The organism is Rothia sp. HMSC069C10 (assembly GCF_001812205.1).
Lineage (GTDB): Bacteria > Actinomycetota > Actinomycetes > Actinomycetales > Micrococcaceae > Rothia > Rothia mucilaginosa.
The window spans coordinates 51,119-77,510 of record NZ_KV808300.1 but is presented as its reverse complement, the minus strand read 5'-3'; the positions used below and the strand labels follow the sequence as shown (position 1 = coordinate 77,510).

The following is a 26,392-nucleotide window of genomic DNA, read 5'->3' as shown; positions in this document are numbered from 1 at the left end:
CCCGGCACGCGTGCAGAAGATAAGCACCGTCATAAAACAGCGCGCGAACCTCGCACCAGAGTCTCATGTGAGCGCCCTAGCTCGGTCGTACCAGCAAACGCCCCTTCAACGCCAGATGCAGCGTACCCACCCACAGGAAGATGAGGAAAGCCGTACCCGCCACCGTTAGCGCAGGACCCACCAACCCCAGCGAGCCAGCAGCCGTCAAGCGAATACCGCTCGCCGCCATGGAAGCCATACCGAACGAGAAACCCCACATGCTCATCGAGAAACCACCCTCAAGAGTCCAGGGGAGCAAACGCATCAAGAAGAACAGCTGCAGAATGCCATAACCGGTCAGTATCAGGAAGAACCAGTCCACCGTGCCGCCGTTAGCCGCCAGGTACGCGTTACCACCCACAAAAGGCGGCGCCATCTGAACACCGATGACACCGCGCTCCCCCTGAGGTAGCGGGGCCAGGGTGCGCAGGCGGCTCAGAATTGCGGCCTCAACACTGAACCACGAAATCAGACCCGCACCGAAGAAGAGCATCGCCATATCGTGCCACCCCACAAAACCCATCGCCGTAGCGGTCGCAAAATTTGTCGCCACAGTCGGCAGATACAGCACCGGCGAGGCAGCCTCAGGCGCATACCCACCACGCCATGTACCGGCAATACGATGAGACGCGAAATACAACTGACCCACAGCTCCCAACACAACCAAGGCCAGAGCCGAAACCTGAGCATAGGGGTAGAGAGCCGCCCCCACCTGCGCTGTCGTTGCCGGAACCAACGAAAAGAAGCAAGTACGTGCCGGATGCTCCCAAAAACTGCGCACCCACGCACGGTATTTCACCACCGAGTGAACCAGGAAACCCACAAGGAGCAACCACACCACAGCGTTAAAAGCCAGGATGCTCTCGCCCACCCATTCAGGTGCCATTCCCTTCGAGGCACCAGTACGCCAGGCAGCACCCAATGCACCGGTACCCAGCGCTACCGCAAAATAATTGACCGGCACGCTGAGGCCTCGACGGGCACTCCGCTCGCTCTGAAGGGAAGAAGGCATTGGGTTTTACCTCTCATGGTTGTAGGGCAGGTTGGGGGGGGACACCCCAATATTGTCTCGAAAGCTCCGGGCAGAGATAACGTCAAAGCCAGCTAGAGTCAGAATTCGGGGCCAGAACTCAGAGCCAGAACCCGGGGGCTAAAAATCGCTCTATCGTTTCAATCCTATAAAAAATCGCCCCCGACGCCTAAACGTCGGGGGCGATTACTAGCTCATGCTAGAAGCTACAGGTGCATACCTTATGCAGCAACGGCAGCCGGATCAACGGGGATGCCGGGGCCGAAGGTGGTAGCAACGGTTGCCTTGGAGATGTAACGACCCTTAGCCGAAGAGGGCTTCAGGCGGTTAACCTCTTCCAGAGCTGCCTGGAAGTTCTCCTCCAGCTGCTCAGCGGTGAAGGAAGCCTTACCGATGATGAAGTGCAGGTTGGAGTTACGGTCAACGCGGAAGTCGATCTTACCGCCCTTGATGTCTGCAACAGCCTTTGCAACATCCATGGTCACGGTACCGGTCTTGGGGTTCGGCATCAGGTTACGGGGACCCAGGATCTTACCCAGGCGGCCGACCTTGCCCATCATGTCGGGGGTTGCAACCGCTGCGTCGAAGTCGGTCCAGCCACCAGCGATCTTTGCGATCAGCTCGTCGGAACCAACGAAGTCAGCGCCAGCTGCCTCAGCCTCAGCAGCCTTGGGGCCTGCTGCGATAACGACCACGCGAGCGGTCTTACCGGTGCCGTGGGGCAGGTTCACGGTACCGCGAACCATCTGGTCTGCCTTACGGGGGTCAACGGACAGACGCATTGCAACCTCAACGGTTGCATCGGTCTTGGTGGAAGAGGTTTCCTTCGCCAGGGCAACTGCCTCGGCGGGGGTGTAGAGCTTACCCTCTTCAATCTTGGCTACAGCTGCCTTGTACGCCTTGCTGCGCTTTGCCATCTGCTTTTCTCCTTATGCAGTTGTGGTCTCGTGAGCCGCGCTCGGCTCTGCCACATCCCGTCCATACGACGGGCATTTACAAGTTCTGTGTAGAAAAATCTACGGTGCCGATTACTCGGCTATTCGGCGAACCGAAATTACTCGACGGTGATACCCATGGAACGAGCGGTACCTGCGATGATCTTGGATGCAGCATCCAGGTCGTTTGCGTTCAGGTCGGGCATCTTGGTCTCAGCGATCTCGCGCACCTGAGCCTCGGTCAGCGAACCAACCTTGGTGGTGTGAGGAACAGCGGAGCCCTTAGCAACGCCAGCAGCCTTCTTGATCAGCTGGGAAGCCGGAGGAGTCTTGGTGATGAAGGTGAAGGAGCGATCCTCGTAGACGGTAATCTCAACGGGGATGATGTTACCGCGCTGCGACTCAGTTGCAGCGTTGTATGCCTTGCAGAACTCCATGATGTTCACACCGTGCGAGCCCAGTGCGGGGCCGACGGGGGGAGCCGGGTTAGCGGCGCCTGCCTGGATCTGCAGCTTGATGAGGCCAGTGACCTTCTTCTTGGGAGCCAATGTAGGGTCCTTTTCTTAGCTGGGAACCGACGCACAGGAGCGTACGCCGGCAAGACGGTGACCGTGGCGCGGTCACCCGTGCATCCACATGAAAGCGTGACATGCGCATACACAAACCAATATTCTAGCGTTAATCAGCGACTTAATCCAGCGCCAGCTAGCAGAAAGATTAAACCTCGTCTGCACAACTAATGCCGCTTACAAAGCCGACACAAAATATGAGCCCCGCACCAACAGTGCGAGGCTCATATTCACACGCTAGAAGCGTTAAATCTTTTCGATCTCGGTGAAGCTCAAGGTCACCGGGGTGTCGCGACCGAAGACGGAAATCATCACGACAATCTGCTGGGACTCGCCCTTGATCTCCGAAACGGTAGCATCCATGCCCTCGAAAGCACCGGACTTCACACGGACGTTCTCGCCCACAGTATAGTCGGACTCGATAACGGGCTTGGAAACGGGCAGGCCCTGGCTCTGCTGCTGCTCTTCGAAGACCGGCAGGAGCATGTCGAAAACCTCGTCCATGCGCAGCGGGACCGGGTTGTACGCATCCTGACCCACGAAGCCAGTCACACCGGGGGTGTGGCGGACAACGCCCCACGAGTGGTCGGTCAGTTCCATACGCACCAGAACGTAACCGGGAACGCGCACGCGGCGGATGGTCTTCTTCACGGTGTTCTTGAACTCAACCACGGTCTCCATGGGAACCTGAACCTCGAAGATCTCATCTTCAGCTTCCAGGTTCTGGATACGGGTCTCGATACCGGTCTTCACCTTGTTCTCGTAACCGGAGTAGGTGTGCACCACGTACCAGTCGCCCGCCTGACGGCGCAGCTTGGACTTGAATTCTTCCAGAGCGTCGACTTCCTCAGCCGCCTCAGCAGCTGCTTCAGCCACCTCGACAGCCTCGGTAGCTTCCTCAGCCTGCTGCTCAATAGCCGCAGACTCCTCAGTAGCCTCAGCAGCGGCTACCTCGACCTCTTCAATCTCGGATACCAGTTCCTGCTCGGACACGTCGCTCCTACTTTCTATCGTTAATCATCTAGAGGGAACTCCCACTCACCAACACGCTGAGGGAAATCACTGATGGGGCACCCAGAATAAGGATGCAGCCAGTACTAGTTACGCTGAATCGTTCCGTTACCGAAAATCCAGAATGCTCCCTGGCCGAAAAGATAATCCAGACCAGAAATAAGCAGGAGCATCACCACGACAAAGAACAGAACTCCGAAGAAGTAACCAACCAGTTCGCGTCCGGTGGGAGTAGTAACCTTCTTCAACTCCGCAATAACTTCACGGAGGAATGCAAAAATACGGCCGAAGAAACCGAGCTTCTTATCGCTCTTCGACGATGCGCCGGGCTTAACAGCCTTCTCGGCGGTAGCAGACGATGCCATTTCTTCTGCCCCTTTCTGAGTCTAAAAAAGTACGCCCGGGGAACGGGCGTACGAAGATGTTATTGAGGCAATAAAAGCAGGGCGGACAGGACTCGAACCTGCAACCTGCGGTTTTGGAGACCGCTGCTCTACCAATTGAGCCACCACCCTTTGAAGCGTTAACTTCAGGTGTGAGAGTTGCTTCTCACTTGTCTACTCCTCCATTGCCTCCTAAGCCGTGGGCTTTAGAGGGGCAAACAATTACACCCTTGCGGGTGCAGAACTAACTGTAAACCATCTTTCGGGGCCGATGCAACTTCAGAATGTAATATTTTTCGAAAAACCTCTTGAGATACCTTGACGAAGGGTTCCGCATCACTACTAGTGGACCGTATCCTAATAAGAGGAATGCCGCACACACCCGCGCCCATCAGGCGCAGATTGGTCCCACACGTGCATTCCCATCACCTATTTCCTTGTCGACTTCACGCCGGCAGCGCACAAGAAGAAAGAGAAGAGAGCCCCATGGCGCGTATTTCAAGCCGCATCGGTGCCATCGCACCCTCCGCAACCCTTGCCGTCGACGCAAAGGCAAAAGCACTCAAGGCTCAGGGACGCCCCGTCATCGGTTTCGGCGCAGGCGAACCGGACTTCCCCACCCCCGCGCACATTGTGGACGCCGCACGCGAAGCGCTCAACGACCCCAAGAACTTCCGATACTCCCCCGCCTCCGGTCTTCCCGAACTGAAGAAGGCAATCGCGGAAAAGACCCTGCGCGACTCCGGCGTAGAGATTGACCCCTCCCAGGTTGTCATCACCAACGGCGGCAAGCAGGCGGTCTACCAGGCATTCGCAACCGTCATCGACGAAGGCGACGACGTCCTGTTGCCCGCACCCTACTGGACCACCTACCCCGAGTGCATCCGCCTGGCAGGCGGCAACCCCATCGAGGTATTCGCCGGTAGCGACCAGCACTACAAGGTCACCGTCGAGCAGCTCGAAGCCGCATACACCCCCGCCACCAAGGCACTCATCTTCGTCTCCCCCTCCAACCCGACCGGTGCCGTCTACACCGAAGAAGAAACCCGCGCCATCGGCGAATGGGCACTTGCCAAGGGCATCTTCGTTCTGACCGACGAAATCTACGAGCACCTCACCTATGACGGTGTTCAGGCTGTCTCCATCCTGAAGGCGGTGCCCGAGCTCGCTGACCTGTGCGTCATCCTCAACGGTGTGGCAAAGACCTACGCCATGACCGGTTGGCGTGTGGGCTGGATGATTGGCCCGCGCGACGTTATCGCCGCAGCCTCCAACCTGCAGTCCCACATGACCTCCAATGTCAACAACATCGCCCAGCGCGCAGCTCTTGCCGCTCTGACCGGCCCGCAGGACGACGTGGAAATCATGCACGCAGCTTTCGACCGCCGCCGCCGCACCATCGTAGATGGCCTGAACGCTATTGAAGGCGTGCACTGCCCCGTACCCACCGGCGCGTTCTACGCCTACCCTGACGTACGCGAACTGCTCGGCAAGGAAATTGAAGGCGTACGCCCGCAGACCACCGCAGAGCTGGCCGAGCTCATCCTCGAAAAGGCTGAGGTCGCCGTAGTTCCCGGCGAGGCATTCGGTCCCAGCGGCTACCTGCGCCTCTCCTACGCCCTGAGCGACGAGGACCTGGCGGAGGGCCTGGACCGCTTGCAGAAGTTCCTCGGTCAGGCACGCGACTAGTTCCGTCCCCCCCCTGACCGCGCCCGCTGAACCGTGCAACTCACCTCTGTGGGGACGGCAGATCAGTGGGGACTGCAGTTCGGTAGGGAGGGCGGTTCAGACGTGGGATGAACCGGCACAAAACGATCAATCACAGGGTTATTGACCGTTTCTTGCTCTAAAAACCGGGAATCCCACAAAGATTTAAAAATATTTTTAAAACGTTCGAGGCCTCCCGCATCTTTTCGGATGCGCGGAGGCCTCGTTTGCCTCTTCGGTGCCATAGGTGGGAAGCGGCGGCTATTTGTATATCAAACCCAAACATACAGGTTTCAAAAACCTGAACTTTTATGCCGCGATTTGGGCATTCCCACGTCTTTCCACCACTACCAACACAACCCAAACACCGCTAAAATAGAGACCAAGAGAACGACCTCCCGACCGGCACACATTCCCGTGCCAAAATCGCGGAGGTCATAGTTATATACGCGCGCACAACACCCCAATGCGCAGACATCAACAAGGAGCCAATATGAAGATCGGTCTGCTTACTTCCGGCGGCGACTGCCCCGGCCTGAACGCTGTCATCCGCGGCGCCGTGCTCAACGGTGTCAAGAAGTACGGCTACGAATTCGTCGGCTTCCGCGATGGCTGGCGAGGCGTCGTTGAAGGCGACTACATGGACCTGCCCCGCCAGAAGGTCCGCGGCCTGGCATCCCAGGGCGGCACCATCATCGGTACCTCCCGCACCAACCCCTTCGACGGCCCCAACGGTGGCCCCGAAAACATCGAAATCATGATGGAACGCCACGGCATCGACGCAATCGTCGCTATCGGTGGTGAAGGCACCCTCGCAGGCGCAAAGCGTCTGGCAGACGCAGGCCTGCCCGTCATCGGTGTGCCCAAGACCATCGACAACGACCTGCGCGCAACCGACTACACCTTCGGTTTCGACACCGCAGTCTCCATTGCAACCGAGGCAATGGACCGTATCCGCACCACCGGTGAATCGCACCACCGCTGCATGGTCGCAGAGGTCATGGGCCGCCACGTCGGCTGGATCGCACTGCACTCCGGTATGGCTGCAGGCGCACACGCAATCCTGATCCCCGAGGTCAAGGTCTCCATGGAGCAGGTTGCTGAATGGGTCAAGGAAGTACACGACCGCGGCCGCTCTCCCCTTGTTGTTGTGGCTGAAGGCTTCATCCCCGAAGGCTTCGACGACGTCATGGCAAACAAGGGTACCGAGAAGGACGGTCGTCCCCGCCTCGGTGGTATCGGTGAGTACATCACCCACGAAATCGAGAAGATGACCGGCGTCGAAACCCGTAACACCATCCTGGGCCACATCCAGCGCGGTGGCGCACCCACCGGCTACGACCGCGTGCTCGCAACCCGCCTGGGCATGGGCGCAGTCGACATGGTCGCTCAGAAGCAGTGGGGCAAGATGGTCTCCGTTCAGGGCACCGAGATCAAGTACGTACCCCTTGAAGAGGCACTGGACGGTCTGAAGTCCGTACCTCAGGAACGTTGGGAAGAAGCAGCCGTCCTCTTCGGCCGCTAAACCCCGCAAGCTCAGCAAGCTCAGCAAGCTCGCTGAGCACTCATACTAAAACCGCGGAGGCGGGCACTCGCAACGAGTGTCCGCCTCCGCGGTTCTAGTTGGGATGGGTTCTAGTTCAGGCGGTTTTGGGTCGGGGAGCGCCTAGCGCTTCAGGAAGTCCTGACCCGCCAAAGAACGACGCGCCACCTCACCGGACTCCGGCGAAACCACCGTCGTCTGAGCCACCGCATACTCGGTAGCCGGTGCTGGCGAACCATCCGGCAGGAAATCGCCGCCATCAACCGCACGCAAAGGCGCCTGCGGATCAACGCCGCGCTTAATCACAGCCAGAGCAATCGGGCCCGCCTCATGATGCAACGCCACCGAGGTAATACGACCGACCGGGCGGGACTTGCCCTCCACAAACAGCTCGCTACCTGCCGCCGGCAGGGTGTGCTCCGAACCGTCAATATCCAAGAACACCAGGCGGCGCGGCGGGCGACCCAGGTTATGCACGCGGGCCACCGTCTCCTGCCCCTTGTAGCAGCCCTTATCGAAATGCACCGCCGTACGGGTGTAATCCAGCTCCTGGGGGATCGTCTTATCGTCCGCCTCAGTGCCGTAGCGCGGGCGCCACGCCTCAATACGCAGAGCCTCCGCAGCCCACAGACCCGCAAAACGCGCGTCCGAAGATTCAGCCAGGGCGGGCAGAACAGAGCGCGGCACGATGCTCAAGAAACGCACGTAGTCCGCACCCGGGTGAGCATCGCCCGCCTCATCGTAGCGGTAGCTACCCGGTGCCGGAGTGTGCCAAGGGTCCTCCCACACCAGCGGCTTGCACTCAGCGAGCGCCGGATGCACCGAACCGTCCTGCAGAATCGGGTTGCGGGCGCTCTCCAGCACGGCGTACTCGTCGCTGAGGTTCTGTACCTCAACACGCATCATGAACTTCATGCGGTTCAGGTAATCGGTCAGCGGCTGAGCCTGGTCGCCCTCCACGATGAGCCAGAGCGCCTCGCCATCTTCGATAGCAGCCGGGGCATACTCCACGCGGCCCTGAGGCGAAAGCAGCAGGAACTCGCGGCTCTCCCCGGCGGTCATGCCGGTCAGAATCTGAGAAGCGATGGAAGTCAGCCAAGTCTGGCGGTCCGGACCCGCAACACGCACTACGCCCAGGGAGGAGCGGTCCACTAACACTAGCGGCTCATCCGCACCGGCGGAGCGGTCAATGCTGAGGGCGCGCTGCTCCAGCATGGGGTTGCCGTAGTGTGCGGCGACGCCAGCATCCAGCCCGGCGGCGGCAAAAGCGCCGTGCAGGCTCAGCAGGGGGCTCACCGGGCGGGCGGCATCGGCCTGGGGTACCTCAGTCTGAGGGGCTTCAAGCGAAGAATCAGTCACAGAAGGTGCACCTTTCACGCAAAGAGTCTGCCCCGCCAATCAGCGGGGCAGACACAAGTTAGTTATTAGGCGGTGGGCTCGGAGCCGGGCTCGCCGGTGGGCTCTTCGCCGTCTAGGGAACCGAACATCGAAGTGCCCAGGGAATCACCGGTCATCGAGGAAGTCTTGCGCAGTTCAGCGGAGGCGTGCTTGTGCAGCTTACCCTCGGCATCTGCGACCTCCCAGTCCCACATGAGGTTACCGTTGACCAGGCCCCACAGGCGCACGGAGCCTGCGTATTCGTGGGAGATGTCGTCGCGCAGCAGGTTACCGGTCTGCATGCGGATGACCGGACCCTTAACCATGCCCACGTAGTTTTCGCTAATACCGCCGGGGTGCGCAATGGTTGCCAGCAGGGAGAAGCCGTCGTCGGCGTTGCGGAGAGTCTCTACGCTTGCCGCGTCAGCGAAGGCGGGAACAACGTCCTTGGGAACGATACCGAAGCCGCCGTCAGCGTCGGTGAGGGGGCGGTCAATCTGCCAGAAACCGGTTTCAACGGTGATGGGGCGCAGCTTCTGACCCTCGTCATCGAGCAGGAAAGACTCAGCGCGGTATTCAATGAAGGGCAGACCATCCTGCTCAAAAGTAATAATCTGGCCGAAGGGGGTGTTTTCCTGGCCTTCGTACCACATGGTTCCGGTGCCTTCCCAGGTGCCGAGCAACCATGCGAAGGGAACAAGTTCAGGGGTTAGGTTGGTAGGGATTTCAATAGCCATACCTTCCATTTTAGTATCCTGCGTACAACAGTAGCCTGTTCGTTCGCTCACGGCACGGGGTAGCACCGCCGTCTGCAGAGTAAACGGTACGGCGGGCAGCATAAAGAAAACCCCCAACCGGAGGGGACCGGGTGGGGGTTCACGCCGCCATTGGCGAGGCGGTACGAACCGTACGACCGCCTAAAGCCCTGTGTGGGCGATGCTTCTGCTCTGTGCGGGAAGACTACTTCTGACCGCTGAAGAGGCCACGCAACACTGCGAATGCACCGATACCGATGCACACGGAGATGATAGCCATCAGCGACATGAAGAGAGCTTCAAGAGCCATAAGATTGTTTTCCATGCCTTAAACCTACCATAGACCCGCCCCGAAAGGGCGAGAATCAGCGGCAGAAACATAGTGAACAGCACGATTCTCAACAGGCATACGCCCCACCCGGCGCCAGCAAAATATTAGCCCCGCAGAATCCGGGTAGGTGCCCCATCATAGCCAGCTGAGAAGCCTGTACGAACAGTCCGGAATACGATATTCGGCCCGGTCTACACCGGCGCCCACAGCCGCGTCACAGCCTGGCGAGTACACTAGAAAGAGCCTAATATTTTACCGGGAAAGGAGAGGGTGTGTACCGTATTGCGCTTCTGAGCGATACCGCCGCGCAGGATATGATCCCCTCGCTGAGTCTACTCAGCCACAAGGTACACGTTTTCCCCCTCGACACCGCCCATACCACCCTTGAAACCGAGACATTCGACCTGCTCATGGTCGATGCCCGCACCGCCCTCGTCAAAGCACGCCACTGCGCCCAGCTACTGCGCGCCGCAGGTGTGCAACTGCCGCTCATCGCACTCCTGAACGAAGGTGGCATGGCGGCTGTTGCCGCCTCCTGGCAGGTGGACGATATTGTCTCTGACCAGGCCTCCCCTTCCGAAATGGATGCGCGTCTGCGTCTTGCCATCAAAAGGGAAGCAACCGCTGAAGAAGAAAACCAGCAGGAACGAGTGGTACGCGCAGGCAACCTCGTGATTGACACCCAGGCGTACTCCGCGCATCTTTCCGGTACCGCACTGAACCTGACCTTCAAAGAGTTTGAACTGCTCAAATTCATGGCGCTACACCCCGGACGGGTCTTCTCCCGCGCCCAACTGCTCTCCGAAGTGTGGGGTTACGACTCCTACTACGGCGGTACCCGAACCGTGGACGTGCACGTGCGCCGTCTGCGTTCCAAGCTCGGTACCGAGTACGAGCAGATGATTTCGACCGTGCGTAACGTGGGCTATTCCTTCAACAGCACCCGCTAAATTTTGGGGCTCCAACCCCTGTTTTGGTGTACCCACTCTGCGAGTTGCCCCGGTGCTGCGCCAAGTACCAGAATGCGTAAATGTTCCGGTTCTTGTCATATTCGCCCAGGACGGAGAACAAACTCTCCAAAGAGCAACTATCCCCGGTAGAGTTGAATCAGAAGGCTACGAAAGAAGGCGATGATGGTACACAGTCAGACACCCGAAACCTCCACCCTGCCCGCAGCAAGCACCCCGGTCTACGCAGAACCGCAGCTCACCGAAGAGCTGCTGGAACGCTTCGATTCCTTCGCGCAGAAGGTTGCCCGCCACGACGGCGTCTCGGCATTCTCTGAGCAGACCCGCATTGAACTGAGTAAGGCACTCCACGAAAGCACCCTGATCCCTCCGCGTTTCTTTGTCGCCGAGGATAACGGCACCCTCGCCGCCGTCTTCGTGGCGCTCACCCCGGCAAACGATGAAGATACCGGCGTGATTGAGGCAGCCGTCGCCCCCGAATACCGCGGACGAGGCGCAGGTAGCGCATTCTTCGACCACGCCGTCCGCCAGCTGGGCGATGACGCAACCCGCTACCGCCTCTGGGTTCACGGTAGCGCCACCGACACCGGCATCGAAAGCCCCGCCCACGCGTTCGCGACCCTGCACGGTTTCGAGCCGGTGCGTGTGCTGTACAAGATGGTTCTGCCCCTGGACGCGCAGACCCGCGAAGAGCTCGTGGAACGCTCCGATGCGCGCACTCTGCCGGAGAACCTGCGGATGCGCACCTTCACCGGCGCGGACGAGTTCCCTTGGCTACGCGTGAACGCCGCCGCTTTTGCGCACCACCCGGAGCAGGGCAAGCTCACCCTTGCCGATTTGCGCGAGCGCACCGGCTCCCCCTGGTTCCGCCCCGAGGGTTTCTTCATCGCCTCCGAGGTGGATGACGACTCCGCCATCGCGGCATTCACCTGGACGAAGATTCCAACCGGTCAGGAGCAGGGCGAGCTGTCCCCCTCCGGTGAGATTTACGTGGTGGGCGTGAACCCTCAGGCGCAGGGAGGCGGCCTGGGCCGAACCCTCACCCTGCGCGCGCTGGCATACCTGGCATGCGCTGAGGACGAGAACGGCGAGCCGCTGCGCGCCATCGACCTGTACGTGGATGCCGATAACACCACCGCATATTCCCTCTACACTTCGTTGGGTTTCGGCGTGGCGACGGTTGACCGCATGTACGCCCCCGCCCAGCAGGATGAGCCTGCCGCCTAGCTTTTGGTGCGCCGTCTCTGGCGTGCTTCTTCACGACTTATCCCCGATCAGAAAGGCAAGTACAGTATGGTACCCGCCCCCAATGGCCTGAATAAGGCGCCTAAGCCTAAGCCGTCTGAGCCGGCACCCATGACCGGTGTCATTCATATCGGCCACGATATTTCGAAGATTGAGCGTGCCGAGTCTCGCGGCGACCGCATTGAGAAGGGCGAGAAGCGCTCCTACTTCAGTCTGGAAGAGGAGTTCGGCCCGGAGCGTTTCTTCGACCGTGAGAGCAGCTGGCTGGACTTCAACACCCGCGTGCTGGAGCTGGCGGAGGACCCGAACCTGTTCCTGCTGGAGCGTCTGAACTTCCTGTCGATTGTGGCGTCTAACCTGGATGAGTTCTTCATGGTGCGTGTGGCGGGTCTGAAGCGCCGCATTGCGACCGGTCTGGCGGTGCCTTCGGCAGCAGGTCTGAGCCCCGAAGAGCAGATGGAAGAGATTGCTGAGCGCGCTCACCAGTTGCAGACTCGCCACGCTGATGTGTTCCAAAACCAGGTTCTTCCGGCTCTGGAGGAGCAGAACATCCGCATTGTGGGTTGGAACGACCTGGATGCGGACGCTAAGCAGCGTCTGCGCGAGGAGTTCATGCGCGATATTTTCCCGATTCTGACTCCTCTGGCTGTTGACCCGGCGCACCCCTTCCCGTACATTTCGGGTCTGTCGCTGAACCTTGCGGTGCTGGTGCGTAACCCGCAGACCGGCAAGGAGCTGTTCGCTCGCGTGAAGGTGCCCGATCAGCTGGACCGTATGGTCTCTGTGGATGGTTCCCGCGCCGCCAACACTGCGGGCCGTGAGAGCCGCTACATTGCTCTGGAAGACATCATTGCTGAGCACCTGGACACTCTCTTCCCGGGCATGGAGGTTGTGGAGCACCACGTCTTCCGCGTGACCCGTAACGAGGATCTTGAGGTGGAAGAGGACGATGCAGAGAACCTGCTGAAGGCTCTGGAGAAGGAGCTTCTGCGCCGTCGTTTCGGTCCGCCGGTCCGTCTGGAGGTTGAGGACACCATCAACCCGACCATCCTGGATCTGCTGATTTCTGAGCTGAACATTGATGAGTCTGAGGTGTACCGCCTGCCGGCTCCGCTGGATCTGCGCGGTATGAGTGCGATTGTTCGTGCGAACCGCCCGGCTCTGCACTACCCCAAGCACATTGCGCACACTTCCCGTTGGCTCAACGCCACCGAGACCGCGAAGGCTGCGGATGTTTTTGCTGCCGCCCGCGACCACGACGTGCTACTGCACCACCCGTACGATTCGTTTGCGACCAGTGTGCAGGCGTTCTTGGCGCAGGCTGCCGCCGACCCGCGTGTTCAGGCGATTAAGCAGACCCTGTACCGTACCAGTGGCGATTCCCCCATCGTGGATGCGCTGATTGAGGCGGCTGAGGCTGGCAAGCAGGTCGTGGCGCTGGTGGAGATTAAGGCTCGCTTTGATGAGGAAGCCAACATCTCGTGGGCTCGTAAGCTGGAGCGCGCTGGCGTGCACGTGGTGTACGGCATCGTGGGTCTGAAGACTCACTGCAAGCTGTCTCTGGTGGTACGCCGCGAGGGTAACCACCTGCGTCGTTACGCTCATATTGGTACCGGTAACTACCACCCGTCCACGGCTCGTTTCTACGAGGATTTGGGCATCATCACCTGCGATGAGCAGATCTGTGAGGATGTTTCGCGTCTGTTCAACCAGCTGTCTGGTTACGCGCCGAAGACTAACTACCAGTCGCTGCTGGTGGCGCCGCGTACTCTGCGTAGCGGCCTGATTGAGTGCATTGATCAGGAGATTGAGAACCATAAGGCTGGCCGTCCGGCGAAGATTCAGTTCAAGTGCAACTCCATGGTGGATGAGGCCGTCATCGATTCGCTGTACCGCGCATCGCAGGCTGGTGTGCCGGTGGATGTGGTGGTTCGCGGTATTTGCGCGTTGCGCCCGGGTGTTAAGGGGCTGAGCGAGAATATTCGCGTCCGTTCGGTGCTGGGCCGCTTCTTGGAGCACTCACGCGTGTTTGCGTTTGAGAACGGTGGCGACCCGATTGTCTACATTGGTTCTGCCGATATGATGCACCGCAACCTGGACCGCCGCATTGAGGCTCTGGTACCGGTGAAGGATCCGCGCCACGTGAAGTATCTGCGTGACATGTTCACCATCTACATGAGTGATTCTTCGCGTACCTGGCACCTGGATTCTGAGGGTAACTGGACCCGCCACGACACCGACGATCAGGGCAACCCGTTGCAGGACGTGCAGTCGTACTACTTGAGCTCGCGTTCCCGTAAGAACGTGGTGGATAAGGTCTAAGGATTTGCCGCTGACCTACCGGTGATTTCTGGTTGTGAGCCCCGTCTGTTCTCGCGCTTTAACGCGTGGGACAGGCGGGGTTTACTGCGTGTCGTGCAAAATCTTGGGGTGGACTAGTGCACTTAGCGCAAAAGTGAACAACAGGTTACGTCAAGATTACAACTTGACGCTTCTCTCCCCTACAATTAGACGCGGAGCATGATGCCCTCTGGCATTGTGCGCAAGCCTAGCGAAGAGGTTCAGAGAGAGATATGGCACCGCTGGATTCCCCCTCCATCTACTACTCGGCACGACGTTTTGACGCGGTCAACAGCATTGACCGTGCCCCCTCAAACACTGCGGATATTGTTGCTTCTGGCGCACTGATTTGGCGTATGCGCGACGGTGCGCTTGAGGTCCTCATCATTCACCGCCCTCGTTATGACGACTGGTCCTGGCCTAAGGGCAAGCAGGATCCGGGCGAGTCCCTGGCTGAGACTGCTATTCGTGAGATTCGCGAAGAGGTCAGCCTGCAGGTTGTTCTGGGTGTGCCCCTGGCGGTGACTTCCTACCCGGTGGGTGGCCGCCCTAAGGATGTCTTCTACTGGTCCGCTGAACTTCCCGAGGGTGCCCGCGCCCTGGCGGATGAGGGTGAAGTGGATGAGCTGCGTTGGGTATCCACCGAGGTTGCTCGCGCCCTGCTGACCAACGAGGACGACCTGGCTCCCCTGGAGTCCCTGGAGGCTCTCGCGGAGGCGGACGTGCTGCGCACCCGCCCGGTGCTGATTGCCCGCCACGCGAAGGCTAAGCCGCGTTCAAACTGGGCTGCCGCTGAGGATGACCGTCCGCTCGCGGCTACCGGTAAGCGTCAGGCGCTGGCTTCTAGCCGTCTCTTTGCGGCGTGGGCTCCGAGCCGCATTATTTCTTCCCCGTGGCTGCGTTGCGTTCAGACCGTGACCCCGTATTCGGTGGATTACGGTGTTTCGGTAAAGGAGAAGAAGTCCCTGTCGGAGGCTGGGGCTCAGCGTCACCCGGCGCGTGTTGCCCGCACCGTGGCGTCGCTGTTCGATAAGGATTCTTCCTCGTTGCTGTGCACTCACCGCCCGGTTCTGCCCCAGGTGATGGATGTTCTGCGTGAGTACCTGTTTGAGGGTTCCGCGGAGGTTCTTCCGACCGAGGACCCGTACCTGGAGCCTGGCGATGCCCTGGTTCTGCAGGTGACTGAGGGCGACAACCCGCGTATTGTCTCGGTAGAGCGTGTACGCGCGGCTCTGGACTAACATCCATATACTTTGATCTTCTAACAGCGAGCGCGCTGGGCTTTATGCTCAGCGCGTTTGCTCTACCTGCGCCCGTTCGAGGGTTTACAATAGAGGGGCGGTTGATTTGTGACCGTCTCTCACGTCTACTGACAGGATTCAAGGTTTTTCTTATGACTCACGCAATCCCCACTCCCTATGAAGATCTTCTGCGCGAAATCCTCGAGGAGAACAAGGACGCCATCGCGGCGGATGCGCAGCGTTCCGACCGTACCGGCACCGGCACCTTCGGCGTGTTTGGCCGTCAGATGCGTTTTGACCTGCGTGAGTCGTTCCCGCTGATTACCACCAAGCGTGTGCACTTCAAGTCTGTTGCCATTGAGCTGCTGTGGTTCTTGCGCGGTTCCTCGAATGTGCGCTGGTTGCAGGAGCGCGGCGTGACCATTTGGGATGAGTGGGCTGATGAGAACGGCGATTTGGGCCCGGTCTACGGCGTGCAGTGGCGTTCGTGGCCGACCCCCGACGGCGGCACGATTGACCAGATTGCGAAGGTTATTGATTCGTTGAAGAATAACCCGAGCTCGCGCCGCCACATCGTCTCAGCGTGGAACCCTGCCGAGGTGGACAACATGGCGCTTCCGCCCTGCCACGCACTCTTCCAGTTCTACGTGCACGAACGCGCGGACGGTGTGAAGGAGCTGTCCTGCCAGCTGTACCAGCGTAGCGCGGACATGTTCCTGGGCGTGCCCTTCAACATCGCCTCGTACGCGCTGCTGACCTACCTGATTGCGCAGGAGGTAGGCATGGAGCCGGGCGAGTTCGTGTGGACCGGCGGCGACTGCCACATCTACTCGAACCACCTGGAGCAGGTGAAGAAGCAGCTGGGTTACGGCACCGACCCGGAGGGTAACCCCTACCCGCCGCGTGAGCCGTACCCGTACCCCAAGCTGGTCATTAAGACGAAGAAGCCTTCTATTTTCGATTACGAGTATGAAGACTTTGAGCTGGTGGATTACAAGCACCACCCCGGTATTGCCGCCCCGATCGCGGTCTAACTGCAGGTAACGAGGAGGAATGATGTTTCGTCTGGGCGCTATTTGGGCTCAAACTGATGCCGGCATCATTGGTCGTGACGGGGATATGCCCTGGTACGCGCCGGAGGATTTGGCGCACTTCAAGAAGGTGACGCTGGGCGCTCCGGTGATTATGGGTCGCCGCACCTGGGAGTCGTTCCCGCCGCGTTTTCGTCCTCTGCCGGGCCGTACGAATATTGTGATTAGTCGGTCGGTGACCGAGGCGGAAGAACGCGATGGCGCCCTGTGGGTTCCTTCGCTGGATGCGGCGCTGTACGCGGCTCGTGACGCTGCGGGTGCGCCGGTCGAAGCTACCCCGGCAGATACCGCCGCAGTTGATGCTTGGATTCTTGGTGGCGGCTCCGTCTACGCGGAGGCGCTCTCCCGCACCGACCTGCCCGCCTTCGGTCGGGTAGAGACGGTGGAGCGGACCCTCTTCTACTGCCAGGAAGGTAACGAGATTACCGGCGATACGCGAGCGCCCGACCTGCAGCTTGCAAATTCTGCGGGTAACTGCGAGGGTAGCTCCCCGAACGGGTGCTGGCGGGTCACCTCCGAGAGTGCCTGGGAAAATAGCGAGAAGGGCTACCTGATCGATGAGTCGGGCACGAAGAACCCCATGTACTTCTCGTTCCAGCGGCTCGAACGTATCTAGTTCAAGCTTCCCTCATTCACTCGCTGATATAGACATGCATTTCAAGTCTGCGGTTGCTCCACCCGGAGTACCGCGGGCTTGAGTGTTTAATGCGCCTCCCGGTGCCCCGGTAATAAACCCCGCCTCTTCACACGGTATCCCGTTCCGAATATCAAATTTTTTGTACGGTGTTAGTCCGCACCCGCCAGCCTGAGAGTACACTGGGAACCATGAACTTTAATCCCGGTGACTCTGTAGGTTTTGTTGGCTGGCGCGGTATGGTGGGCTCCGTCCTCATGAAGCGCATGGTTGAGGAAGGCGACTTCGAGGGCATTACCCCCGTCTTCTTCACTACCTCTAATGTTGGTGGCGCTGCGCCCACCTTCGACGGCGTAATTGAGCCGTCCGAGCTGAAGGACGCATACGACATTGATGAGCTGCGTAAGCACTCGATTATTGTGACCGCTCAGGGCGGTGGCTACACCGAGGCTGTGCACCCGAAGCTTCGTGCAGCAGGCTGGGACGGCCTGTGGATTGATGCCGCTTCCACCCTGCGCATGAACGATGACTCCATCATCGTGCTGGACCCCATTAACCGCGACGTCATCGACCGCGGCCTGGCATCCGGCGTGAAGGACTTCGTCGGCGGTAACTGCACCGTCTCCTGCCTGTTGATGGGCCTGGGCGGCCTCTTCAAGAACGACCTGGTCGAGTGGGCTACCTCCATGACCTACCAGGCTGCATCCGGCGGCGGTGCCCGCCACATGCGCGAGGTACTCGCGCAGTTCCGCGACCTGGGCAACGAGGTCTCCGAGGAGCTGAACGACCCCGCATCCGCAATTCTGGACATCGACCGCAAGATCCTTGCTAAGCAGCGCTCCGGTGAGCTGGATTCCTCCCAGTTCGGTGTGCCGCTCGCCGGCTCCCTGATTCCCTGGATCGACTCGGATCTGGGTAACGGCCAGTCCCGCGAAGAGTGGAAGGCTGAGGTTGAGACCAACAAGATCCTGGGCCGCTCCGAGGACGAGAAGATTACCATGGATGGTCTGTGCGTCCGCATCGCTGCGATGCGCTCGCACTCTCAGGCGCTGACCATCAAGCTTAAGAAGGACCTGCCGCTCGAGGAGATTGAGCGCATCATCGCTGAAGACAACCCCTGGGTTCGCTTCGTGCCGAACGAGCGTGAGGCTTCCATGGAGCAGCTGACCCCCGTGGCTGCTTCCGGTTCTCTGGAAATTCCGGTTGGTCGCGTGCGTAAGCTCGCGATGGGCCCCGAGTACATTAGCGCGTTCACCGTGGGTGACCAGCTGCTCTGGGGTGCTGCTGAGCCGATTCGCCGCATGCTGCAGATTGCTGTTGGCAAGCTCTAAAGCTCACTGACAAGCTATAAGAAAGCCCTCGCTCCCATTCTTTTAGGATGGGAGCGAGGGCTTTTTGTGCCTGCGTATAGCGCGTGTGGGGTTAGCGCTGGTTTGCGGCGGCGGCTTTGCGTTCTGCCTTGCGTGCGGCTTTGCGTTCCTTACGCTGCTGTCGCCAGGCGCGGTAGCGGTACCAGGCGGTGAGCACCACGTGCTTCATGAAAATATTGGCGCGGCGTGCCCAGGTGAATTCGGTACCCCAAATGCCCAGGCCGATGAAGATGAACAGCCAGCCGGGGCCGGGGGTGACGAGCATAATCAGTCCGGCGATGAAGCAGAAGGCGCCCACGCCGATGACGAGGGGCTTGTAGAGATGACGCATGACCGGATGCGCGTGCATACGCTCCTTGCGGGCTTCGAGCCAGCGGTGGAAGCGGCTGGTTTCGCTTTCCTTGACTTCATCTTCAATGGTTTTCAGGGGTGCTCCTTCCAAACGTGCCGTAGGTGAGTTTCACCGGGCGGCGGTGGTTAGAGAATAGCACCTACCGCTGGATGGGTGCTGTGAAAGATTTCTTCATGTTGAGATTTTTCCGTCATCTTCAAAATTTTTTCGTTTCAATAGTGTTCAAGTCGAAAGTACCTTTATACACTGTAAGGGAACAATTCGCCCGGCACTACGCCTAAACACTAAGGAAGCGACCCACTACCGTGTCCTCCCCTCGTCCCGTATCAACGGACTCATCCCGCACCAATGCTGTTGCACCCGCTGGTACCGCTGCACCCGCTACTGAACGCAACGCCGCACCGACCCTCAACGAACGCCTCGAAAACCTGCCCTTCACCCGTGCCCACGGCAAGCTCCTGGGTATCTCGGGTCTCGGCTGGGCGCTGGACGCCATGGACGTAGGTCTCATCTCCTTCGTCATGGCGGCCCTCATCAAGGAATGGCATCTGAGCCCCACCGAAGCCTCCTGGCTCGGTTCCATCGGATTCGTCGGCATGGCGCTCGGCGCAACCTTCGGCGGCCTACTCGCCGATAAGCTCGGCCGCCGCTACATCTTCGCACTCACCCTGCTGATTTACGGTCTGGCGACCGGTGCTTCCGCCCTGGCAACCTCCCTGGGTGTGTTGCTCGTCTTCCGTTTCCTGGTCGGTCTGGGTCTGGGCGCGGAACTTCCCGTGGCATCCACCCTGATTTCTGAGTTCTCGCCTCGCGCTATTCGCGGCCGCGTCGTGGTCGCGCTGGAGGCTTTCTGGGCTCTGGGCTGGATCCTCGCCGCTCTCATCGGCACCTTCATCGTTCCGCAGGCGAACGGCTGGCGCTGGGCGCTTGCCATCGGTCTGATTCCCGCCATCTACTCGCTCGTAATCCGTATGGGAACCCCCGAGTCGGTGCGCTTCCTCGAGTCGGTCGGCAAGCACGATCAGGCACGCCAGGTGGTCGAACGTTTCGAGGCCTCCCCCGCGCTCTTCTCCCGAACCGGTAAGAAGCAGACCGAAGACGCTTCCGCACACGGTGCCGCAGAAAGTGCCGACAACGCAGAATCCGCGAAGATTCACTCCATCTGGGCTGCCGGTCAGCGCCGCAAGACCATCGCCCTGTGCGTCATCTGGTTCTGCATCAACCTCTCCTACTACGGCGCGTTCATCTGGATTCCGGCGCTGCTGAACGCCCAGGGCTTCAGCCTCGTGAAGTCCTTCGCATTCACCCTCATCATGACCCTCGCCCAGCTGCCCGGCTACGCGGTCGCCGCCTACCTCATCGAAAAGTGGGGCCGACGCGCAACCCTGGCGACCTTCCTGCTCGGCTCCGCACTGGCGGCTGCTGGCTACGGCATGGCGCACTCCGAGGTATTCATTATCCTCGCCGGTTGTATGCTCTCCTTCTTCAACCTCGGCGCGTGGGGCGCCCTCTACGCCCTGAGCCCGGAGATCTTCCCGACCCACCTGCGAGGAACCGGCACCGGTGCCGCCGCCGGTATCGGCCGTATCGCCTCCATCGCGGCGCCGCTCATTGTGCCGCCGCTGGTCGCATTCGGTGGAACCCCGCTGCTCTTTACGCTCTTCTCCACCGCGTTCCTGGTAGCGGCAACCACCGTGTTCCTGCTGCCTGAACGCCGCGGCGAATCCCTCTAAAGAGCCGCCTAGCCTACATGATGGGCTGTCCCTCCTGAACGCTTTTTCCGAGTAGTCAGAAGGGACAGCTCATTTGTCATTTAAGCCCCCTATCCATGCGCCACAACCTCAAACTATGAGAGGATACGTTCTATGCTCGATTCCTTCCTCTCCAGCCCCTACCGCACAGAGTTCAGCCCCTGGCCCGTGAGCGAACACTACGCCACCGAACGTGCCGGCGGCGTGCCCGAAGCCATGCTACTACCGGGCGAACTCACCGTGCACCGTGACGACGGGGCAAAAATGAGCTACTACCTGGACTGGCCCGAGGAATTCAACGAATACACCCGCGCGATCACCCTGCGCCCGCGCACCAAAAACGGCTACCCACAGGACTTTACGCTCAGCGTCGCCGTACGCGACGGCCAGGCTGTCTTCACCGCAACCGCCCTCAGCTTCTGGGAGCAGCGCGACGGCCGCCCCTACGACCATGAGCCCATCGCCCGCGGCTACGTGGACGTCGCAGCCTACGAATCCTGCGAGGAATACGCAGGCAATTCCGCCGCGCCCGCCCTCATCGGCTGGGATATCGCAGACCTCTACCCTGCACGCATGGCGCTCATCCGCGCCCTCTGCGAAGGAATCGCCAGCAGCATCACAATGGGCACCCAAATCCTCGCGGACGGGCAGGTACAGGTCGACCACAAGGACGGGGATCTGCTCGCCCTACACGTAAACGCGATCAGCACCGTAGGAGGCATGGTCCGCGCCCTCATCATCGAACAGGACCGCGTACCCAGCGGCGTATCCACCGGCACCACTACCGGCGCCTCCGAGCGTGCCGACCTGCAGACGCGCGCCTACTACGCCAACGTGCTTTCCCCTGTTCCCGGCGAGTTCGGCAACCTTGTTTGGTCGCACAGCGAGGACGCGGAATACTACCCCTACCGACCCACGCGCCATAAGCCGATTTTCCACGCCCCCAGCCCGCCGCAGAAGCTTCCCCTGGCGGTTCAGGTACTGATGGAGCACCTGCCCGCCGCTCCCCTGGCGGCAACGCGCACAACGCCCAAGCGCAGGCCTTACCTGCCGGGGCAGATGTGTATCTTTTCCCCTCGCCACTAGCTCAGCGGGTCAATACAACGCTTCGGGCGGCCTCTTTATCAGAGACCGCCCGAAGCGTTTATTCTGAAGCGTTTATTCTATGCGTCCTCGCGCTACGAGAGGCGAGAAGTTAAGCGTTTAGATTTCGCCGTTAACCACGACAGGCTCAGGAACCAGAGTCACACCAAAACGTTCACGCACGCCGTCGCGCACAGCGCGGGCGATAGCGAAGATGTCCTCAGCGGATGCGCCGCCGCGGTTCGTAATCGCCAGGGTGTGCTTGGTCGACAGGCTCGCACGGCCCTGAGCAATCTCGCGAGACTCACCCTCCAGGCCAAAGCCCTTCTCGAAACCGGCGTGCTGAATCAGCCAAGCAGCCGAAAGCTTCACGTGATCGGGGTCCTCGACACCCGCGGTGAACGGGGAAGTCTTCACGACCACCGGGAAGTTCGGGGCGCCCTCGGGCAGGGAATCCAGGGTCGAGCGCGGAACAATCGGGTTGGTGAAGAAGGAACCGGTGGAGAAGGTGTCACGGTCCTCGGGGTTGAGCACCATACCCTTGGAGCCGCGCAGCTCCAGCACCTTTTCGCGTACCAGTGCGGATTCGGCGCGCTGACCGGGCTCAACGCCCAGGCTCTTCGCCAGCTCGGCGTAACGAATCGGGGAGGACAGGCTACCGAGGGTGAACTGGAAATCAACGGTCAGCACCACGTAGCGGGGCGAGCCGTTGACGGTTGCGCGCTTGAGCACCGAGTCGCGGTAGCCGAAGCGCAGGTCTGCGCTCGCGAAGGTCTTCCGAGTGTTCTTTTCACGGTCCCAGGTGCGTACGGAGGCGATGAACTCGCCCACCTCAACGCCGTATGCGCCGACGTTCTGCACGGGGGTTGCACCCACAGTGCCGGGGATGCCGGAGAGAGCCGCGGGGCCAACCCATTCGTTCTCGATGCTGAGCTTCACGAAGTCGTCCCAGATGGTGCCCGCCTGCACGCGCACGTTCGCGCCGCCGCATGCGGGGATGGGCAGAACCTCTACACCTTCGGAGGCGATGTGTACGACGGTTCCGTTGAAGCCTTCGTCGGAAACCAGCAGGTTGGAGCCGCCGCCCACGATGAGGACGGGTTCGCCTGCGGCGTCTGCAGCGGAGACTGCTTCGATAATTTCTGCTTCGGAGGTGGCGCGGACGTAGGTCTTAGCGGGGCCGCCTACCTGGGCGGTGGTCAGTTCGCTCAACAGCTTTTCAGTCATAGGTTAAGAATACCTGTCGTTGTGCGGGGTCAACACCCGCCACGCGTTAAAGTCACGAAAACCTTATGGTGATTTTGCCTTCATTTTCCGGCGCGCCTCCCGCAGAAAGAAGCGCCACCACCTGCGCCGGCGAGCGCGCAGCCGAGCATGCAAAAGCCCCGGCACCACCGCATCGGGTAGCGCTGGGGCTTTCACATAATTGCTTTCACACGGCTATCTGCAAGCACAGAAACTCTATGCCGAGAGACGAACCACAGCCTGGCTCTTCATCAGAACCTTCTGCTCCTTGCCTTCCTCATCACGAGCGGTGACGGTCATGTCAATGCGGGCGGTGCGCTCTTCCTCGTTCAGGGCACCCACCTTACCGCTGATGGTCAGGGCGTTCGTGGGGGTGTCGGGGTTTTCGCCGCCGGGTGCATCCGCCACGGGAACGGGCTTGGTGAATCGAGTCTGGTAGTCCACAATCGCGCCGGGGTCACCCACCCAGTCGCTCACGAGCTGCACGGCGGTACCCATGGTCAGCATGCCGTGAGCAATCACGCCGGACAGGCCCACCGACTGAGCAAAACGCTCGTTCCAGTGAATCGGGTTGAAGTCACCGGATGCGCCAGCGTAACGCACCAGCGAAGCGCGGGAGAGCTCCACGGTACGCGAACCGATGTCCTGACCCTTTTCAAGATCTTCAAAACGCACCATTAGTTTTCCTCCTCAGCACGAACCAGCAGGGAAGAAATGCAGGTGGTGACCGGCTCGCCCTGCGCGTCAACGATTTCTTCGCGGGTGGTCAGCATGGCGCCGGCACCCATAACGCGCACGGAGTCCACGTGAACTTCGGTGCGCAGCTCATCACCGGCAACGATGGGGCGGTGGTGGGTGAAGCGCTGGTCGGCGTGCACCACGCGGGAGAAATCAATACCGGCGGAATCGTCGTTGATGAGTGCCGCGTCAGCTGCCTGCGCCAGGATAATGGCGAAGGTCGGCGGGGCAATCACATCTGCGTACCCTGCCGCGCGGGCTGCCTCAACGTCGTGGTGGAGGGGGTTTTCTGCGTGAACTGCTCGGGCAAATTCGCGGATCTTTTCGCGACCGACAACGTAGGTGTTCTCGGACGGGTAGACCCTGCCCACAATCTCAGGGTTAATGCTCATGATTTCAGTCTACCGTTCTTGTGCACAGTGTTCAGCTCAAACGCACAGAGTGGACAGACCACTGTACAGGTAACCGGCGTGCAGGCAACCAGCGTGCAGGCGTGCAGTATTTCGTCGCATTTTTACCTGCTAGCGAAGGCCCCTACCCATCCAGCCCAAGCAGGCGTAGGCTGGACGGGTACCTGCAATCAATCAAGAAGGAAAAATTGTGTCTTCTAACGTAAAAATTTCGGTGCTTGACCTGATGCCGCACCGCCCCGACCAGAGCCAGCACCAGACCATGCTCAACACCATCGATGCCGCCCGCGCGGCTGAGTCCTACGGCTACGAGCGTTTCTGGGTCGCCGAACACCACAATGCCGGCTCCCTGCTGTCCTCAGCGACCGTCGTGGTCATGGCGGAGATCGCCGCCGCAACCGAGCGTATTCGCGTGGGTTCAGGCGGCATTATGCTCCCCAACCATGCACCCTACGTGGTGGCGGAGCAGTTCGGTACCCTCAACGCATTCCACCCCGGTCGTATTGACCTGGGTGTGGGTCGTGCGCCCGGCACCGACCCGATGACCGCCGCCGCTCTGCGCCGCGACGATTCTGCCGCCATGAGCTTCCCCGCCGAGGTGCAGCAGCTGCAGCGCTTCCTGGGTGAGCCCTCCCCCATGCACCGCGTGCACGCCATTCCCGGCCAGGGCTCGAAGGTGCCCCTGTACATTCTGGGTTCTTCCCTGTTCGGTGCGCAGCTTGCCGCACAGCTGGGCCTGCCCTACGCGTTCGCTTCGCACTTTGCGCCCGCAATGCTGCAGGAGGCGGTAGACACCTACCGCGCAAACTTCAAGCCCTCGGAGCATCTGGAACAGCCCTACGTCATGGTGGGTGCAAGCGCAATGCTCGCCGATACGGATGAGCGAGCCCGCTACCTGTATACGAGCCAGCTGCAGCACTTCCTGGGCGTGGTGCGCGGCAATCTGTCTTTCGCACCTCCCGTGGAAGATATGGACGCCGTCTGGACCGACACGGAGAAGATGCACATTGACCGCATGACCGCCGAAGCAATCGTAGGCTCCCCCGCCACCGCGCAGGCTCGTATTGAGGACCTGGTGGCGCGCACGGGCGCTGACGAGCTCATCGTCATGACCGAGGCGTGGGAGCATGAGGACCGCCTGCGCTCCTACGAGCTACTGTCCCAGCTGCCGGTGGTACGCCGCGCCTCCTAACGCTTTGATCAGAGCATAAAGACGAAGCCCCCGAGTATTTTTCTCGGGGGCTTCGCTATGCCCGGTATCGAGCAGTGCGCTGAGCGCATGCAGACCGGGCTTCAGGCAAAGAAAATAGGCAGAGAAAATTGGCAAACAAAAAAGCCTGCCTCCGAAGAGACAGGCTTATCTGAGCCCCGACCGGGAATCGATCCCGGGACCTCCATCTTACCAAGATGGCGCTCTACCACTGAGCTATCGGGGCGTAGCGGTGGACGGGCTCGATCCGTCGACCTCACGATTATGAGTCGTGCGCTCTAACCAGCTGAGCTACACCGCCACATCATTAATACGTGCTCTCGCATGAATTAATGAGAGAGCCCCGACCGGGAATCGATCCCGGGACCTCCATCTTACCAAGATGGCGCTCTACCACTGAGCTATCGGGGCAACAGGTAAAACTATACAGGTCTTCAGGAATGCTCGCAAGCGGAAAAGCTATGGCATACGCCACATTTGATGTTTTCCTGTTCTCCGCATTGCCGCATGAGAGCCCAGCTTTGATCAGAAGCCCCCGCAATGACCAGGCACCACCGCAACAGCTGATGCAAACACATCAACACACAAATACAAAAGACCGGCAGGAGAGCTCATCGCTCCCCTGCCGGTCTTTGACTCATCTGCGGATGACAAGGTTGCTAGCCGATAGCCTCAGCAAGCCTCTCATACCGCAAATCCATGCTTAGCCGGAATCTTAGTAGCGCTTGCCGCGGCCGCCGAAGTCACGGCCACCGTCACGGTTACCGCGGTAGCCGCCATCACGACGGTTATCACGACCACCGAAGTCGCGACCACCAAAGTCACGGCCACCATCGCGGTTACCGCGGTAGCCACCCTCGCGGCGGTTATCACGGCCGCCGAAGTCGCGACCACCGAAGTCACGGTCATTGCGCTTGCCACCGAAATCGCGGCCGCCACGCTTGAAGTCGCGGTCGCCGCCGAAGTCACGGCCACCGTCACGGTTGCCACGGTAGCCACCCTCGCGACGGTTATCACGACCACCGAAGTCGCGA

Annotated in this window: 23 protein-coding genes, 4 tRNA genes and 1 pseudogene; 12 read left to right on the top strand and 16 right to left on the bottom strand. The window is 60.2% G+C overall.

Features of this window, described 5'->3' with window-relative positions:
* Positions 1 to 76: 76 nt before the first annotated feature.
* The 6 genes from HMPREF2842_RS05000 to HMPREF2842_RS04975 form a co-directional block, all read right to left on the bottom strand.
* Entirely contained in the window at positions 77 to 1,051 is a 975-nt protein-coding gene (locus HMPREF2842_RS05000) for a TDT family transporter (protein WP_070643091.1), read from the bottom strand.
* Positions 1,052 to 1,290: 239 nt separating this feature from the next.
* Entirely contained in the window at positions 1,291 to 1,986 is a 696-nt protein-coding gene (gene rplA / locus HMPREF2842_RS04995) for a 50S ribosomal protein L1 (protein WP_070643089.1), read from the bottom strand.
* Positions 1,987 to 2,123: 137 nt separating this feature from the next.
* Positions 2,124 to 2,552: a 50S ribosomal protein L11 gene (gene rplK, locus HMPREF2842_RS04990; RefSeq protein WP_005504870.1), complete on the bottom strand. Its 429-nt coding sequence runs from the start codon at positions 2,550 to 2,552 to the stop codon at positions 2,124 to 2,126.
* 267 nt (positions 2,553 to 2,819) lie between these two features.
* Positions 2,820 to 3,566, bottom strand: a complete 747-nt coding sequence (nusG, locus tag HMPREF2842_RS04985; RefSeq protein ID WP_012903012.1) for a transcription termination/antitermination protein NusG — start codon at positions 3,564 to 3,566, stop codon at positions 2,820 to 2,822.
* Positions 3,567 to 3,670: 104 nt separating this feature from the next.
* Positions 3,671 to 3,949 carry a preprotein translocase subunit SecE gene (gene secE, locus HMPREF2842_RS04980; RefSeq protein ID WP_049353360.1) on the bottom strand — a complete coding sequence of 93 codons (279 nt, stop codon included), beginning with the start codon at positions 3,947 to 3,949 and terminating at the stop codon, positions 3,671 to 3,673.
* Between the two features lie 77 nt (positions 3,950 to 4,026).
* Positions 4,027 to 4,099: transfer RNA gene (locus HMPREF2842_RS04975), tRNA-Trp, on the bottom strand.
* A gap of 354 nt (positions 4,100 to 4,453) precedes the next feature.
* Between HMPREF2842_RS04975 and HMPREF2842_RS04970 the strand changes: the two genes are divergently transcribed.
* Positions 4,454 to 5,656, top strand: coding sequence for a pyridoxal phosphate-dependent aminotransferase (locus HMPREF2842_RS04970; protein ID WP_070643085.1), 1,203 nt, complete (start codon positions 4,454 to 4,456; stop codon positions 5,654 to 5,656).
* A gap of 511 nt (positions 5,657 to 6,167) precedes the next feature.
* The gene (locus HMPREF2842_RS04965) at positions 6,168 to 7,199 is read left to right on the top strand and encodes a 6-phosphofructokinase (RefSeq protein WP_049347329.1); all 1,032 of its coding nucleotides are present in this window, start codon (positions 6,168 to 6,170) and stop codon (positions 7,197 to 7,199) included.
* 141 nt (positions 7,200 to 7,340) lie between these two features.
* On the opposite strand, the gene HMPREF2842_RS04960 is transcribed toward HMPREF2842_RS04965, so the two are convergent.
* Both HMPREF2842_RS04960 and HMPREF2842_RS04955 read right to left on the bottom strand, forming a co-directional pair.
* The gene (locus tag HMPREF2842_RS04960; RefSeq protein WP_070643082.1) at positions 7,341 to 8,576 is read right to left on the bottom strand and encodes a CAF17-like 4Fe-4S cluster assembly/insertion protein YgfZ; all 1,236 of its coding nucleotides are present in this window, start codon (positions 8,574 to 8,576) and stop codon (positions 7,341 to 7,343) included.
* 65 nt (positions 8,577 to 8,641) lie between these two features.
* A complete protein-coding gene (locus HMPREF2842_RS04955; protein ID WP_049349557.1) occupies positions 8,642 to 9,331 on the bottom strand; it encodes a nitrobindin family protein in 690 nt (229 codons plus the stop codon).
* A 621-nt stretch (positions 9,332 to 9,952) separates the two neighbouring features.
* Between HMPREF2842_RS04955 and HMPREF2842_RS04950 the strand changes: the two genes are divergently transcribed.
* From HMPREF2842_RS04950 to asd, 7 genes are all read left to right on the top strand, one after another.
* Positions 9,953 to 10,630 (top strand): winged helix-turn-helix transcriptional regulator, encoded by a 678-nt coding sequence (locus HMPREF2842_RS04950; protein ID WP_080976894.1) that lies wholly within the window; start codon positions 9,953 to 9,955, stop codon positions 10,628 to 10,630.
* A gap of 180 nt (positions 10,631 to 10,810) precedes the next feature.
* A complete protein-coding gene (gene mshD / locus HMPREF2842_RS04945; protein WP_049347338.1) occupies positions 10,811 to 11,875 on the top strand; it encodes a mycothiol synthase in 1,065 nt (354 codons plus the stop codon).
* A gap of 66 nt (positions 11,876 to 11,941) precedes the next feature.
* Entirely contained in the window at positions 11,942 to 14,215 is a 2,274-nt protein-coding gene (locus tag HMPREF2842_RS04940) for an RNA degradosome polyphosphate kinase (protein WP_083309209.1), read from the top strand.
* 251 nt (positions 14,216 to 14,466) lie between these two features.
* Positions 14,467 to 15,474 (top strand): NUDIX hydrolase, encoded by a 1,008-nt coding sequence (locus tag HMPREF2842_RS04935; protein ID WP_070643078.1) that lies wholly within the window; start codon positions 14,467 to 14,469, stop codon positions 15,472 to 15,474.
* A gap of 152 nt (positions 15,475 to 15,626) precedes the next feature.
* Positions 15,627 to 16,508, top strand: coding sequence for a thymidylate synthase (locus tag HMPREF2842_RS04930; RefSeq protein ID WP_049353365.1), 882 nt, complete (start codon positions 15,627 to 15,629; stop codon positions 16,506 to 16,508).
* A gap of 22 nt (positions 16,509 to 16,530) precedes the next feature.
* Positions 16,531 to 17,181, top strand: coding sequence for a dihydrofolate reductase (locus tag HMPREF2842_RS04925; RefSeq protein ID WP_070643076.1), 651 nt, complete (start codon positions 16,531 to 16,533; stop codon positions 17,179 to 17,181).
* Positions 17,182 to 17,390: 209 nt separating this feature from the next.
* On the top strand, positions 17,391 to 18,530 hold the full coding sequence (gene asd, locus HMPREF2842_RS04920; RefSeq protein WP_049327531.1) for an aspartate-semialdehyde dehydrogenase: 1,140 nt from the start codon (positions 17,391 to 17,393) through the stop codon (positions 18,528 to 18,530).
* A gap of 91 nt (positions 18,531 to 18,621) precedes the next feature.
* Here the strand turns inward: asd and HMPREF2842_RS04915 are convergent, their stop codons facing one another.
* Positions 18,622 to 19,011, bottom strand: coding sequence for a PGPGW domain-containing protein (locus HMPREF2842_RS04915; RefSeq protein WP_012902998.1), 390 nt, complete (start codon positions 19,009 to 19,011; stop codon positions 18,622 to 18,624).
* Between the two features lie 215 nt (positions 19,012 to 19,226).
* Between HMPREF2842_RS04915 and HMPREF2842_RS04910 the strand changes: the two genes are divergently transcribed.
* Positions 19,227 to 20,654, top strand: a complete 1,428-nt coding sequence (locus HMPREF2842_RS04910; RefSeq protein ID WP_070643073.1) for an MFS transporter — start codon at positions 19,227 to 19,229, stop codon at positions 20,652 to 20,654.
* A 132-nt stretch (positions 20,655 to 20,786) separates the two neighbouring features.
* The gene (locus HMPREF2842_RS04905) at positions 20,787 to 21,758 is read left to right on the top strand and encodes a histidine kinase (protein WP_070643070.1); all 972 of its coding nucleotides are present in this window, start codon (positions 20,787 to 20,789) and stop codon (positions 21,756 to 21,758) included.
* A 117-nt stretch (positions 21,759 to 21,875) separates the two neighbouring features.
* Here the strand turns inward: HMPREF2842_RS04905 and HMPREF2842_RS04900 are convergent, their stop codons facing one another.
* The 3 genes from HMPREF2842_RS04900 to HMPREF2842_RS04890 all read right to left on the bottom strand — a co-directional run bounded on the left by HMPREF2842_RS04900 (position 21,876) and on the right by HMPREF2842_RS04890 (position 24,130).
* Complete coding sequence (locus tag HMPREF2842_RS04900; protein WP_070643068.1) at positions 21,876 to 22,982, bottom strand: UDP-N-acetylmuramate dehydrogenase; 1,107 nt, start codon at positions 22,980 to 22,982, stop codon at positions 21,876 to 21,878.
* Positions 22,983 to 23,216: 234 nt separating this feature from the next.
* Complete coding sequence (locus tag HMPREF2842_RS04895) at positions 23,217 to 23,678, bottom strand: MaoC family dehydratase (protein ID WP_070643062.1); 462 nt, start codon at positions 23,676 to 23,678, stop codon at positions 23,217 to 23,219.
* Positions 23,678 to 24,130, bottom strand: coding sequence for a MaoC family dehydratase N-terminal domain-containing protein (locus HMPREF2842_RS04890; RefSeq protein ID WP_005504824.1), 453 nt, complete (start codon positions 24,128 to 24,130; stop codon positions 23,678 to 23,680). The genes HMPREF2842_RS04895 and HMPREF2842_RS04890 overlap by 1 nt, the downstream gene beginning before the upstream one ends.
* 208 nt (positions 24,131 to 24,338) lie before the next feature.
* Here HMPREF2842_RS04890 and HMPREF2842_RS04885 point away from each other — a divergent pair, with 208 nt between their 5' ends.
* A complete protein-coding gene (locus HMPREF2842_RS04885) occupies positions 24,339 to 25,340 on the top strand; it encodes an LLM class flavin-dependent oxidoreductase (protein WP_070643060.1) in 1,002 nt (333 codons plus the stop codon).
* 172 nt (positions 25,341 to 25,512) lie between these two features.
* Here the strand turns inward: HMPREF2842_RS04885 and HMPREF2842_RS04880 are convergent.
* From HMPREF2842_RS04880 to HMPREF2842_RS04865, 4 genes and pseudogenes are all read right to left on the bottom strand, one after another.
* A tRNA-Thr gene (locus HMPREF2842_RS04880) sits at positions 25,513 to 25,584 on the bottom strand.
* Between the two features lies 1 nt (position 25,585).
* Positions 25,586 to 25,659: transfer RNA gene (locus HMPREF2842_RS04875), tRNA-Met, on the bottom strand.
* Positions 25,660 to 25,697: 38 nt separating this feature from the next.
* A tRNA-Thr gene (locus tag HMPREF2842_RS04870) sits at positions 25,698 to 25,769 on the bottom strand.
* Positions 25,770 to 26,073: 304 nt separating this feature from the next.
* Positions 26,074 to 26,392: pseudogene (locus HMPREF2842_RS04865) on the bottom strand (ATP-dependent RNA helicase); the annotation flags it as partial.